Source organism: Sulfurospirillum sp. UCH001 (assembly GCF_001548035.1).
In the GTDB taxonomy this organism is placed as follows: Bacteria; Campylobacterota; Campylobacteria; order Campylobacterales; family Sulfurospirillaceae; genus Sulfurospirillum.
The window spans coordinates 1,080,158-1,092,761 of sequence record NZ_AP014723.1 but is presented as its reverse complement, the minus strand read 5'-3'; the positions used below and the strand labels follow the sequence as shown (position 1 = coordinate 1,092,761).

General features: G+C 31.2%; 17 protein-coding genes. 4 read left to right on the top strand and 13 right to left on the bottom strand.

What is annotated here, in order from left to right:
* Positions 1-27 precede the first annotated feature (27 nt).
* The 3 genes from UCH001_RS05485 to UCH001_RS05475 are packed head-to-tail and all read right to left on the bottom strand — an operon-like array spanning position 28 to position 1,931.
* A complete protein-coding gene (locus UCH001_RS05485) occupies positions 28-1,206 on the bottom strand; it encodes a site-specific integrase (RefSeq protein ID WP_067175331.1) in 1,179 nt (392 codons plus the stop codon).
* A complete protein-coding gene (locus UCH001_RS05480; protein WP_067175328.1) occupies positions 1,199-1,528 on the bottom strand; it encodes a hypothetical protein in 330 nt (109 codons plus the stop codon). Before UCH001_RS05480 ends, UCH001_RS05485 begins: the two co-directional genes overlap by 8 nt.
* Positions 1,521-1,931 carry a hypothetical protein gene (locus tag UCH001_RS05475; RefSeq protein ID WP_067175325.1) on the bottom strand — a complete coding sequence of 137 codons (411 nt, stop codon included), beginning with the start codon at positions 1,929-1,931 and terminating at the stop codon, positions 1,521-1,523. The genes UCH001_RS05480 and UCH001_RS05475 overlap by 8 nt, the downstream gene beginning before the upstream one ends.
* Positions 1,932-2,018: 87 nt before the next feature.
* On the opposite strand from UCH001_RS05475, the gene UCH001_RS05470 reads away from it, so the two are divergent.
* On the top strand, positions 2,019-2,705 hold the full coding sequence (locus UCH001_RS05470; protein ID WP_067175322.1) for a helix-turn-helix transcriptional regulator: 687 nt from the start codon (positions 2,019-2,021) through the stop codon (positions 2,703-2,705).
* A gap of 30 nt (positions 2,706-2,735) precedes the next feature.
* Here the strand turns inward: UCH001_RS05470 and UCH001_RS05465 are convergent, their stop codons facing one another.
* From UCH001_RS05465 to UCH001_RS05440, 6 genes are all read right to left on the bottom strand, one after another.
* Positions 2,736-3,767, bottom strand: a complete 1,032-nt coding sequence (locus UCH001_RS05465; protein ID WP_067175319.1) for a hypothetical protein — start codon at positions 3,765-3,767, stop codon at positions 2,736-2,738.
* The gene (locus UCH001_RS05460) at positions 3,764-4,291 is read right to left on the bottom strand and encodes a hypothetical protein (protein ID WP_067175316.1); all 528 of its coding nucleotides are present in this window, start codon (positions 4,289-4,291) and stop codon (positions 3,764-3,766) included. Before UCH001_RS05460 ends, UCH001_RS05465 begins: the two co-directional genes overlap by 4 nt.
* Before the next feature lie 82 nt (positions 4,292-4,373).
* A complete protein-coding gene (locus UCH001_RS05455) occupies positions 4,374-4,880 on the bottom strand; it encodes a hypothetical protein (protein WP_067175313.1) in 507 nt (168 codons plus the stop codon).
* A gap of 472 nt (positions 4,881-5,352) precedes the next feature.
* On the bottom strand, positions 5,353-5,685 hold the full coding sequence (locus UCH001_RS05450; protein ID WP_067175310.1) for an AlpA family transcriptional regulator: 333 nt from the start codon (positions 5,683-5,685) through the stop codon (positions 5,353-5,355).
* A gap of 135 nt (positions 5,686-5,820) precedes the next feature.
* Positions 5,821-6,915 (bottom strand): hypothetical protein, encoded by a 1,095-nt coding sequence (locus UCH001_RS05445; protein WP_067175307.1) that lies wholly within the window; start codon positions 6,913-6,915, stop codon positions 5,821-5,823.
* A gap of 63 nt (positions 6,916-6,978) precedes the next feature.
* The gene (locus UCH001_RS05440) at positions 6,979-7,527 is read right to left on the bottom strand and encodes a hypothetical protein (protein ID WP_067175302.1); all 549 of its coding nucleotides are present in this window, start codon (positions 7,525-7,527) and stop codon (positions 6,979-6,981) included.
* 166 nt (positions 7,528-7,693) lie between these two features.
* Here UCH001_RS05440 and UCH001_RS05435 point away from each other — a divergent pair, with 166 nt between their 5' ends.
* A complete protein-coding gene (locus UCH001_RS05435; RefSeq protein ID WP_067175299.1) occupies positions 7,694-8,467 on the top strand; it encodes a hypothetical protein in 774 nt (257 codons plus the stop codon).
* Positions 8,468-8,491: 24 nt separating this feature from the next.
* On the opposite strand, the gene UCH001_RS05430 is transcribed toward UCH001_RS05435, so the two are convergent.
* The gene (locus UCH001_RS05430; RefSeq protein WP_067175292.1) at positions 8,492-9,418 is read right to left on the bottom strand and encodes a hypothetical protein; all 927 of its coding nucleotides are present in this window, start codon (positions 9,416-9,418) and stop codon (positions 8,492-8,494) included.
* A gap of 109 nt (positions 9,419-9,527) precedes the next feature.
* On the opposite strand from UCH001_RS05430, the gene UCH001_RS05425 reads away from it, so the two are divergent.
* Positions 9,528-10,208, top strand: a complete 681-nt coding sequence (locus UCH001_RS05425) for a hypothetical protein (protein WP_067175290.1) — start codon at positions 9,528-9,530, stop codon at positions 10,206-10,208.
* 55 nt (positions 10,209-10,263) lie between these two features.
* Here UCH001_RS05425 and UCH001_RS05420 read toward each other — a convergent pair whose 3' ends face one another.
* From UCH001_RS05420 to UCH001_RS13450, 3 genes are all read right to left on the bottom strand, one after another.
* Positions 10,264-10,740 carry a hypothetical protein gene (locus UCH001_RS05420; RefSeq protein ID WP_145973111.1) on the bottom strand — a complete coding sequence of 159 codons (477 nt, stop codon included), beginning with the start codon at positions 10,738-10,740 and terminating at the stop codon, positions 10,264-10,266.
* 162 nt (positions 10,741-10,902) lie between these two features.
* Positions 10,903-11,193, bottom strand: a complete 291-nt coding sequence (locus UCH001_RS05415; protein ID WP_067175286.1) for a hypothetical protein — start codon at positions 11,191-11,193, stop codon at positions 10,903-10,905.
* A complete protein-coding gene (locus UCH001_RS13450) occupies positions 11,186-11,320 on the bottom strand; it encodes a hypothetical protein (RefSeq protein ID WP_256363684.1) in 135 nt (44 codons plus the stop codon). The genes UCH001_RS05415 and UCH001_RS13450 overlap by 8 nt, the downstream gene beginning before the upstream one ends.
* Before the next feature lie 97 nt (positions 11,321-11,417).
* On the opposite strand from UCH001_RS13450, the gene UCH001_RS05405 reads away from it, so the two are divergent.
* Positions 11,418-12,598, top strand: a protein-coding gene (locus tag UCH001_RS05405; RefSeq protein ID WP_145973094.1) for an IS3 family transposase whose coding sequence is annotated in 2 segments (ribosomal slippage) — positions 11,418-11,706 and positions 11,706-12,598 — 1,182 coding nt in all. Because the reading frame shifts where the segments join, the coding sequence is not laid out codon by codon here.
* Positions 12,599-12,604 lie beyond the last annotated feature (6 nt).

The following is a 12,604-nucleotide window of genomic DNA, read 5'->3' as shown; positions in this document are numbered from 1 at the left end:
CTCAAAGCCCCTGTTTTAGGTATTTAATCAATCATCATTTTCAAACTTGACCATAAACTTGTCTATTATTTTCATTTTCTCTAATCTTACAGTATCTTCTTCTTTTATGAATTTTGTGTAAATTTTAAGTGTAATAGACACATCTTTATGACCTAAAGTTTTACTTACATACACAATATCTGCTCCATTGGATATCAATTGTGACGCAAAAGTATGCCTAAGATTGTACATTACTCTAACTTTTACACCACTTTTTAAAAGTAAATTTTTAAAATTAACACCAATAACATCGTGATTATAAAATGGTCTTTTTGAAGGATTTATAAAAATATACTCTTGCCAACCGGTTAACTCTTTTTGTTTTAAAAAGGCTTGTTCAGTAGCAGGGAAAAGATCTATGCTGCGCTTGCCTGCATTAGTTTTGACAGGACCATCAATAGCTACTTCGTTTTTTCTTGGCGAACGAAGTCTTGTTTTTGTAACGCTGATAATCTTACGATTGAAATCAATATCCGACCATTTAAGAGCAATAATCTCTCCAGGTCGCATACCTGTTGAAAGCATAATTTTAATAAAATTAGCCATGTAACCTGTAGCGTGACTCATGATAGTGTTGATTTCATCCTGAGTAAAAGGATCTTGTGACTCTTCTTGTTCTAACAATGCCTTTTGCTGCATCTTTGGAGCATTCACTTTTACAAGTGGATTTTTAACAATAATATCATTTTTATATGCTTTTTCAAGAATTGAATAAAGTATGGAACGATATCGTTGTACTGTTAAATATTTATAATTTAACAGTAATTTATTTTGCCATTTTTCAAATTGCATAGGGGTAAGTGTATTTATCAATTTATACCCAAAATAAGGAGAAATATGTTTATTATAATTTAAGATATTTTTATGAAGTGTATGTGCCCTAATTTGTGTTTTTTGTAATTCAAAATACTCACTTGCAAAATCATCCAATGTCCATTCTTTAGCTACATCAATTTGTGGTGCTTCTTTGCCCAAACCTAAAACAATATCTGGGATTATTGTTTTTTTCAATACTTTAAGATTCTCGTCTGTTACTTTTAGCCTAGTGCTACCGCGACTACGCCTACCATCTGGTAAATAAAAATCAAGGTACAAATATCCAAACTGATCTTTAATTGTGAATTTTATATCTGCATAAATATATTTAATAGATTTAAATTTAGCCATGTTTTTGTTTCAAAAATTTAGCTACAAGTGGGTTGATACAATGATCAACTTTATTGACAATAAATTTTTTAGAACTATTTTGTTGTTTGAATTCTATAATCTTGTAAGGTATAAATTCATTTTTCTTATTTTTAATGAAATGAATTCCTTCAATCAAAACTCCATTTTTAATGTATGTACATAGAGTCTTTTGTGATATTCCAAGAAACTTCGCAACTTGTTTTTGTGTAGTAAGTGAATCTAAACTTAGTGCAAAAAGTTCTCGATATAAAATAAGTTCATTTTTTATATCTTTGAGTGTATTTTCTAATTCTTTAAACATTATAATTATTACCTTCATATTTATTAGAATACGAGAATCCATGGTCTAACCAAAATGTCCTAGCAGCACTAGCTAATATATTAGCAATATCAAAATAATTATTGTTTTTTACAGCTTCAAGAAGCTTAACATCACGACCATTTTTACGTCGTTTTTTTATATCTTGCAACGCTAAAAAAATAATTTTCTGAATTGCAAAGAGACAAATTTCACGATCGATTTGATTTGAATATTTTGGGAAAGGCATAAATCTTTTTCCTAATGAAACTATAGATACCCACTTAGATAACTCTTGATAATTAGTTATAAATAAAAGTACTTTTAATATTTCTAATCTATCATTTGTTGTATCTTTCTCAATAATAGTTTCTTTTGTGTTATAATTCAAATAGTTATTATACATTAAATAATCCAAGTTATTAAAATTAACAATTGTTTTGTTTTAAACACTTTATCAAAACAATTATTAATTGTCAAAGGGGGGGCATTAGTGGAAACTATTATTTTTCGTGTTGAGAATGTACGTAGTGATTTAAAATTATCAAAAAAAGATTTTTGTAAAATTATTGAAGTTAGTGAACCTGCCTATCAGAACTATTTACAAAAAAAAAGAGATTTACCTCTATCTATTATTTATAATCTTTCTTCGAAGCTTCATATCTCGGCAAATTGGTTAATTAATAATATAGAACCTATATTTTTAATGAATAATATTAACAAATTATCATTTGAACAACATGAAGTCATTTTAGAATCTTTATCAAAAAGCGAAATTGCGGAATCTCTTTATTTCACATATATTGAAAAAAACATCTTACCTGTGTTTCGAGATTTGGGGGATGAAAAACCATTATGGCGTAAAATAATAAATGGTCACAGAGACCGTATAGGTGCTATTTTTTATCTTTTACGTTCTTTGCAAAATATCAATAATAATGAAAATATAACTTATGAGAATGCTCGAAATTTATTACTCAATGCAATAAACGAACACATTGTTACTTTATATGACCACTTTAAATTTGTCTATTTATCAAAAGATGAAGTCATAAATGCAATAGAAAAAATAGATGACATGGGATGTTACATAATTCTTAAAAATTCTAAAATGATTTTTGAAGCATTATCTCCTTTTTTAAAATCAATTCACTTAAATGATCTTAATACAAAAAACTAGAATTAACTAGCAAAAACTTTTCACAGAGCATTACCTTAAGTAATGCTCTGTGATACTCGCCCTCTCATGCTTCATCTCCCAACTCACTTGCTGTAGTGCTTGATCATAAGTCAACCCGCCAATTATTTGAATCTTTGAAAAACGTTCTCTTGCAAAATTCCATCTTAAGCCATGACTGCCTTGATATTCCTGGTTGGTGATTTGTGCAGCTTTTTTAAGAGCGGTCCTGTATTTGTTAATATCAATATGAAAAACATCATGTTTTAATAAGTGAGCTTTTAGCTGTTTGTAGGTATCGACATGAACAAGTAAGATTCCCGGCTTTCCACCTTTTTCAATGTCAAATATTCGACCTTTTTGCATAGCTTCTAAGCTATCATATTCAATCCCTTGGAGTTGTTCTACTTTGCTATTGATATCATCTATTCTTATGTAGTCAATACTGTCACTCAGCCGATTATCGTGTAGCTTTTGTGTTTTGATACTAAGGTAATGATCAATACGCTCAATTCCTTCGAGTCTAGCACCGCTTTCATACTGAATTTTTGCAGCAAGTTTGAAGCTAGGATCAGTAATTGCATCTATTAGAGCCTTCGGATCATCATAGGCTCTACGAAATGTTGGCTCATCACTGGTTTCTGCTACCAGTAGATTTTTACGTGCTTCATTAAGGATTTCATGACGAACTGAAAAATCATATTCTCTATCTATGTTTAAGTTGTAGCGTGAACTCTCAAGAGAGTATTTTGCATTGAGCTTCCGCAAGGCAATTTCTAGCTTATGCAAAGCACTTGAGATGAGTTCTAAGCGCTGTTCGCTAATCTGTTGGTACACTTTATAATACATATAGTGCACAATATGCTTCTCGTTCAATTCCTGTAGATCTTTGAGTGCAAAATTTTCTTTGACATATATTCCCAGTTCATTCCAAACTTCACGATACGTTTCAAGTGTTTTTGCATTGGCAATGAAGCCAGATCTTTTTTGTTCAGACTTTGACATACCAGACTTAAAGAGAACTTTCGCAAGTTCTCCTGTTTGATAATGTATGGATCCTCTCATGATAATGTCTTTGGTGTAAAGCTCTTACCACTATAGTTGCATTTAACATCACCTTCCATATACTCCTCTTTGATTTCACCTTTATACAGATAGTTATTCAAAACTCGTACAATGAGGCAACATTCAATTTTAGAAAAGCTTTGCACTAAGATAAAGCTATTTGTTTTTCTATCATACACTTTCATTTGAAGATCAGGCTCTTTCGATTTACCGTAGAATAGATTGACCCCATATCCATATTTTTTATTGAAAATGAAATGCTCTTGCTCTTTACGTAAACGATTGTGCACAAATGCCATGATAATTTCATGAAAATGGTGGATGAAAATTCCCGTTACAAGGCGTGTTTGCCCCCAAGAAATAGACTCAAGAATAAAATGATCTCGAGATTTTACAAGCAATTGAGCCTTTAGAATTTTCCCAGAATCACTAATCGATATTGGAACAACTCTATTTTCTGGAATTTCAATTTTTTCTGCTTCCAGATATAACTCGTGTATAAGAGGAATCATAACGGTATCCATACTTCACTCCTTTTTGGATAAATAAAATTTGGTATAAAACATAATGCTTTATATATACTATTCGTTTTGAAATGGTCCAATTTCATAAAATGCTATTTTCTTTCGAAGAAAAGGCTTTAATATCTTCAACCGTTTGTTTTATTTTTGGGTAAATTTTGCAGATATACGTCTTATCAATTTTTAATTTCTTAAATTTTGCAAGATATGTGCAGATCTGAGAATAGCTTTGTCCCTTTTCCTCTTTTAGCTGATAAATCAGTGGAGCATATTGATCAAGTAGTTTGGCGCGTTTTTTGGGAATTCTTTTTTTGGATGTATCGAACATTTTAAGTTGCAGTTTGGTTTTTTCATTCAGGCTATAAAGTTCCTTAGAATGCTTTTTAGCTGAACCCATTGTCAAAGTATCATGATAGTTTTGAAGAACGAAAAGTAATGCTTGATGATAAAGTATGGATCGATTAAGACCTTCAGTATTTCTACTTTTCAAAGTATAAAAACGTTCAAATGTTTTTTCAATGACTTCTTGCTGGAGAGGCTCTGGCATTCTGGCAAGCAGATGCAACAACTGTTTAGAAGAAATTGGTTTCATAGCGGTATCCTTTTTTAATGTGAGATACTACTATTCGTTTTTGTTTTGAAATGAAATAAAAAACGTTGAAAAAAGTGTTGAATTTAGCCATTGAATTAAAAAATGAAATTCAACGGACACTGTTTTTTAGAAGCTCGATAGAGTGGTATTTTTTGGCACTACAAACTGCTCTTTTCTCTTCATACCAAAACGGGTAAAAAGGCAAGAGTATCTTTTTTTGGTGCTATACTTTCGTTATCTTCTAATTTAGAGATTCTTGTTATATAGCTACTAAGCTATGGGTTGTAATGCGCAGAGCATACGCCAACTCTTTTATGCACACGAGCTGCATATAAAACGCTAACCTTCGTTAAAAAAGGGGATAAGAAACTAACTTATCAAGCAAGATGCAATGCTATAAAAGTGCAGATTATATTCAACGAAATACTTGGTCGTTACAGCCAGAGAGTGTAACAAATTCTATCTATGAGAATTATCGCTTTTTATGATTTTCAAGCACTGATTCTATAATTTCATTTACTCTATCTTTCGTTGCTTGATGTAAATTATTAGAACCTCCTATTACCCATCTATCTATTTCAAGACGGTCAAATAGTAATTTGCCTTTTTTATGAAAATGAATCCCTTCAGTGAATTCTTCGTCACGTAGTTTGTAGATATGATCCGTTGAGTATCCTAAATATTTTCCAACTTCTTTCACATTCATCCAACGCTTTGATTCAAAATTAGACATATTTTTTTCAATCAATGTTAATTTTTCTAAGATTTCAGGCAATAACGCTAAGTGCTCGAATGCTATATTCATTTGACAATTCTTGAGTGAAGTAATAAAATTATAATTCAAATTACAAAAGACTACCTATGCGTCTTTTGCAACTCTATCAATACAGGAGAGTGCTTCCACACTTTCCTGTACACTAAGATAAGCTGCTAAATTCTTTTAAATATTTTTCCAAATTACATTCTTACTATTATAAGAACATGCCATAACTTTAATTTCACAACAGCCATCAATGGGTTTTTGAAGTTGGCATTTAGAAGTAAATTTTGACCAAAAAACTTTAAAACTGCAGCCATAAATAAATACTTTGCAACTCTCTTGAGTATTTTTAAACATACAATCCATAATAAATGTTACACCACAACAACAAAAAATAACATCTGAAGGTGCATCTTTATTTATTACATAACAATTCATAAATTTTGAATCACTAATACAAGCAACACGTGAATACAACTCTATTGCTCCACCTCTATCCTTAACACTACAATTTTTAAAAATACAATGGCTCACATGACTTGTACCAGCAATAGCTCCACCGCTTCGTGCAGTACAATTAATAAATTTAGAATGGTGAATTGATCCTTGTTCTGAGCAAAAAATAGCGCCACCATCCTCTTTTGCATGACACCGAATAAAGAAACAATCATCTATTTTAAGATCATAGCGCCCCAGAGCACCACCTGAATCATCTGCTATACAGTCTATGAAAGAGCATCTTATAATATTGCTTTCCTTTCCGCAAATTGCTCCACAATCACCTTTAGAATGTGAATTAATAAAATTTGAATTTTTAATTGTGGATCGAACAGCATAAAGACTTCCACCACAATCCTCACTGTGACAATCCTCAAAAGTACAGTGATCTATTTTAGTATCAATGCAGATAAGAGCTCCTGCTATTTTTGTCTTAAGAATAGTGTGACGAGTTTCTTCATTATCATTATATTCCCAATCTTCCAAAGGGAATATTTCCCAAAAAATGGGTAATTTTTGAAAATGTTTTCGCGGGATACCAGAGCCTTTTTTAAAAATGCATTGAGAAATTTTAGATTCTTTGTTATAACTCATAATTGCAATAGCACCAAAAGTATCTTCTATTGGTTCAAAATTAACATTTGAGGCTTCAAATTTCCCTAAACAAATGATATGTGCATTACGTTCAATTTTTACAGTGCAATCTCTGATAATTAACTGCTCATCATAAGGAATGAAGATTGTATGTTCGATAATAGTGTCTGTATAGATTTCCATGTAATACCTCAATTCTTAAATTAGAGTATTATAAAATCAAAAAACAACAACATCCTGTCTTATTTAAGGAAAATTTGGTTCTTTTGGTTGTTTATATTTTTTTAAATTCACTATTTTTCCAATTTTATCCATATCTAAATATTCTAAATCACCATTAACTATAATCATTGAATCAGTGCTAGTAAACGATGGGTATTTCATTGTGGTAAAAAGACTCATTGATGGCAAAAACAACTCTTCTTGATCATCAAATAACTTTATAGTAGGATAGTATAAAAACTGAGAGGCTAGTTTTTCATTGCAAAGCATTTTATCTACTGCAACATTATACATAGTAGATTCATCTTCATGAAAATGAAGCATAATCCCTTGATTCTCCCATTGTCTCAGTGATTCTAAAATACTGTTTAAATATCTTGATCTAAGTTCACGCATTGGCTTATCTATAGCGAATAAACCTATTTTGTTTTTCTGGGAAGAGTTTAATGAAAAAGGTAGCAAGATTTGGATGGTAGCATTTTCTAAAATATTTTTTTCGTTGTCTTTTTTGTTTTCACCTAGGCATGCAAGTGGAAAAATTGCAAGATTTTTAAAGAAACTTCTTCTTCGCATGTAAACTCCTTCATTTTAATATTAGAATTAATTCAAAAATAGAGATACTTCTTGCTTCATCCATTTCTCTATTTTGTGTTTGTTAGATAGAACTTTAGACTATAATGAGGACATATTAATGTCCATATTTAATTTTATACTTTCTTTTTCATCAAAAGGAGGGAAAATGTTTCAATTGGCAGATGGCCTAAAATTAGTGCGATGTTATGAAGAAGATAGATACAATAGTAATTTAGAACTAGAGCGAAAATTCTGTTATTCATTCCTCTACCAAGATTTGAATATTATTTTAGAATCGCATTTTAGTGTAGAAGCATATAGCAAATATTTGTACTTGCCGATTATAAATTTCGGCTACTCTATTGAGTTATCACAATGGAATAAAAAAGAGCTTCGCTATCAATACATACATAATCACAAAGAATACGATGGATTATCGACTAAAAAATATGTGAAATCCAAAAAAGTGAGAGCAATCCTCAAGCAATTTGTTTTTCATAGTGTAAAAAAGTACATGAGACGTTTTCAACCTCCAATTATCATTAGAGGTCCTCTAAATAATTACAAACAGACATCCGAACGATACCTATTTATCGATACAATGATACAACGTGAAGGTTACCACAAAGACATATATTTATACGATGACATCCCTGATATTAATACTAAAAAAACTAGTGATAGTCCAAACGATATATTTTGGATGTATACACATGATGATATTTCCAGACAAGAGGTTATTTTAAATTTCATAGTTCAAAAAGACACTATACTATTGGAAAAACAAGCGCTAGATTTGTTATCCAATAACCAAGATTTATTTGTTTTCTTTTTACAAAGAAATTTACACATGGGGTATAATCGAGCTGCAGAGCTTTATCAACATTTAGTTAAGCAGGGAAAAATTACCAAAGAAATTCTTTTGAATTTAGAAGAATAAGTTACTATTATTTCAAATAGCCTCTTATGTCAAATAGAGGCTATTTGAATAACCTTGGTCAATCCACTGATAAATTGACTTAGCATCCATTGGTGGAATTTCCATATTCTGAATCCCACTCATTTGTATCATTCTATTTTTATAGATTTCGACGGCATACAATAAATGTCCCTTTTTAAAAACACCATATACAATGGAGTACTGAGGAATTTTTTCCATATACGTAAGAAGGCAATTTTGAAGTATTTGTGCCCATAAACAAAGTTCATGCGAGTTGCAAGGAAGTCTAAACTCTAAATCTCCAACAACCATCTCTTGCATCACTGCATGTGCTTGATAATAATATGTTATTTTTTGAACATAATGATTTTGAATAAGAAACGTAAATATTCTAAGAAGATCATTCATTGAAGCTTTACATGTAATGAATTTCTCCTCTAATAGAAGTTGATATTGACAATAAAGTGATACAATATTTTTGTATATGTCGTGCATATTTTCTTGCGAATAAAAATCAAGTATTAAAGTAAAAAGTGCTTTTTTTGAAAGTCGATTTTTGAGAAAAAACCACAATTGGGTTATCTGTTCCTCTGAAGCCAAAGGAAGATCAATAAGTCTCTTTTTTTGCTCAAATGGTAATTTAATAAGAGGTATAAGATAGTTATGATCACTAAACATTGAAGTTAATAAAAAATCAACATAAGGAGAATACGAAGTATTAGAGTGTGTAAGAGTATTTAATGATGTATAAAAAGCTTTTTTGAGTGCCTTATTCCCCTTTTTTGGGCTAATACCAAGGATATGACATACTGCCTCATTAAAGGTCATCCCTTCAAAAGATGAGAGATATGGATAATCTCTAAAAAAATAAAAGTTTGTATCATGAAAATTTTGATTAACTGATAAAAATTGCATCATTGCTTTATGTTGATCATCAATAATGAGATTCACACTAACTCCTTTATTTTTAAATATCATAAAGTTTATAATAAAATTTGGACAAGATACTGTCTATTAATTGTTGATATAATTCAATAAAAGAAGATAAGGAGAATGCAAGATGAAGACTCAAGGTATATTTGATGATATTTTGAAGCTGACCCAAATGACGTTTGATGAGATTAAAAATTCAAGACTATCAATTCGCAAAATACTTTATTATGATCTTTATCGTGCTCTACATGCTATGAATTGTGAGTTTCATGTCGTATTGGAGCATTATTTAACATTAACATTTGAAGAGGAATTTTTAGTCCAAACAACGTCGTATAATTCAGCAGAAGAAAAATGGAGAGACGTGCTCAATAGAGATTTAACACGAGCTAATTCTAAAGTTCAATCCTATTTATTTCAATTGCAATATCTAAGTTACGATGATGAAGATGATAATTTAGAATTTCAGGTAATGCAAAAAGGACCTCTGGATGAGTATATTAATCATAAAAACTTTTATGGTGCTCTTCTAGCTCATTATTCTTGTGGATTGATACTAGAGAATTCCTGCACATTGCAAAAAACAGTTATTAACTTTCAGGAATTTAAAAATAATCCAATTGAGACTATTTTGATTGATCTTTCGACCTATGAAAAACGATTAGATGTAAAAAAAGAAGGGTTAGCTGTTTTGAAGCAATTGATCGTGATTGAAGAAGAAGTAAAAGCCTATTTAATTGCTAATGTTTCGATTAATGATCTTGTTTTAGAAGTGCAGGAACTGAGAGTAGCAAAGAGAAATATCTGAATAAAATATCTCTCTTGTATTGGTTGATTTTACTAAAAATTGAAAGAGGGTATACCTATAAAATTTCTTCAAGTATTTCTAAATCTTTTTCAATAGATGTCAGAAGTAAGTCTTTATTCTGAAAGTTGATTTTTTTATTATAGTCAAACTGTATAATACCATATAATAAATCGCGAGGATAGTCAGAATTATTGTTCTTTAATATTCTATCTTTTATTTTTTCTTGAATTTTCTTTAAATAGTTATTTTTTTCTGTTTCTTCCAATTTTTTCTTAGAAAATATTTGAATACAACATTCCTTCTTAGCTAAATTGGTCAATACTTTTATAGAAAAATAATCATAGTCTTTTTGTATGGCATGTGGTTGAGACTCAATTTTGTGAAAACCTTTTGGTATACAAATTTTAGCGAGTTCATTAATAAAATTCTGATTAGTATATTCTTGCAATGCATCAATTTCATTCAAAACATTTTTAATGGTTTCTTCATTAATTTGCCCCTTATTGTTTTCTAAAAATTCTTCAAAAGACATCACATGACTCCTGTATTTCTTTGTAATTTTTTGTACAATCCATTTGTAGTTTTCAAAGGCTTGATTAAGATTTGTAATATTATGCACTTCATGTTGACATTTTATAATCCAAGATAGAATATCTTTTTCAAAAGAAATTGATTCATAATTGTTGATCGTGTTTCATACTTTATCCTTGTAAAATCTATAGAGTGTGATAGCCAGTTCTGCTATCACCTCTTTGGATACACCAAGTTCACTGCTTAGCTCTTCTAAGAGTGCTTTAGCTTTTGGATTGAGAGTACTTTCATCCAACGTATTGTGTTTACCTTTTGAAGCATTGTCGGTAATTGTTTTCTCCATACTCTCCATGACATCAACAGAAGTCTTCTTCTCTTTGGTTGATGAGAGCTTTTGCCTTTTAGTTTGTTTCTTCTTTTTATTCAAAGAAGCAGTGATGATCTCTTTAGGCATGATGACTCCTTTGAAGTACATAAGCACGCAGTGCTTTAAAGAGTGTTACTCGCATCTCTTCTCTTAGATGTATACGATACCAAGATGAACGTAGACTTTGTGTTTTAAGGGTATAGGTATGTATCATGACTCTCTCCTAAAACCAGCGATGAAGCCTGATCTGGCTACACTTATTAGGACACAGAAATGATAAGATTTCTACATAATAAGGAAGGATTGATAATATGGTCAACAAAGCTCAGAAATATACTCAAGAGTTTAAAAACTCAACAATACAATTAGCCCTCAATAGTGAAAAATCAGCCTATCAAATAGCACAAGATTTAGGGATGAGTGATAAAACACTGTATGCGTGGCTACGAGACTATAGGAAAAAGCATCACTTAATTTCTGAATTACCGAACCGAACTACCAATAGTTCACCCAAAGAAAGTCTTGAAGAGGAGAATCGACGACTGCGTAAAGAGAACTCAAAGTTGAAGATAGAGAGAGATATTTTAAAAAAGGCAGCGGCGTTCTTCGCGAAAGAAGCTCATTGAAGTACGCCTGGATTAAAGAGCATCGTAATGAATTCAATATTGCGCACATGTGCCATTTATTAGAGGTTTCTCGTAACTGTTATTATCGATGGCTTCGAATAGAGAGGCAAGAAGATATGGTATTAAACACCATGATTCAAGATATTTTTCTTAGCACTTATCAAACGTACGGCACACGCCGAATGAAAAAGAGACTTGAACAACTCTATGGATTGATCGTCTCTCGTAGACGTATTGCAAGGATTATGAAAAAACTTGGGCTAAGTTGTCGCAATAAACGTCGTTTTAGAGTTCTTACCACCAACTCCAATCATACCTATGCTATTGCCCCTAATCGAATTCAACAAGATTTTTATGCCTCAGTTCCTAATCAAATGTATGTAGGTGATATAACCTATATCCCGACACAAGAAGGATGGCTCTATTTAGCTGTCGTCATTGATTTATATTCAAGAAGAGTTATTGGTTGGTCTATGGATGCACATATGAGTGCAACACTTGTCAACGATGCGCTTTTTATGGCGCTTAAAAAACGCAATCCTCCGCAGGGTGTCATCTGGCATACCGATCGTGGCAGTCAATATGCTTCCGATGCCCATAAAGCCATGCTTAAAGAATATGGCATCGTCCAAAGTATGAGTGCTAAGGGAAATTGTTATGATAATGCTGTTGCCGAGAGTTTCTTTCATTCTTTAAAAACAGAACTTACGCACCATATGAAATTTGAAACAAGGAGCCAAGCAAATCAAGCTATATTTGAATATATCGAAGTGTTTTATAATAGACAGAGGTTGCACTCTAGTAATGGTTATTTGTCACCAGTGGATTTTGAAAATAAACTGTTACAAAACGATATGAGTGCCTAGACATAT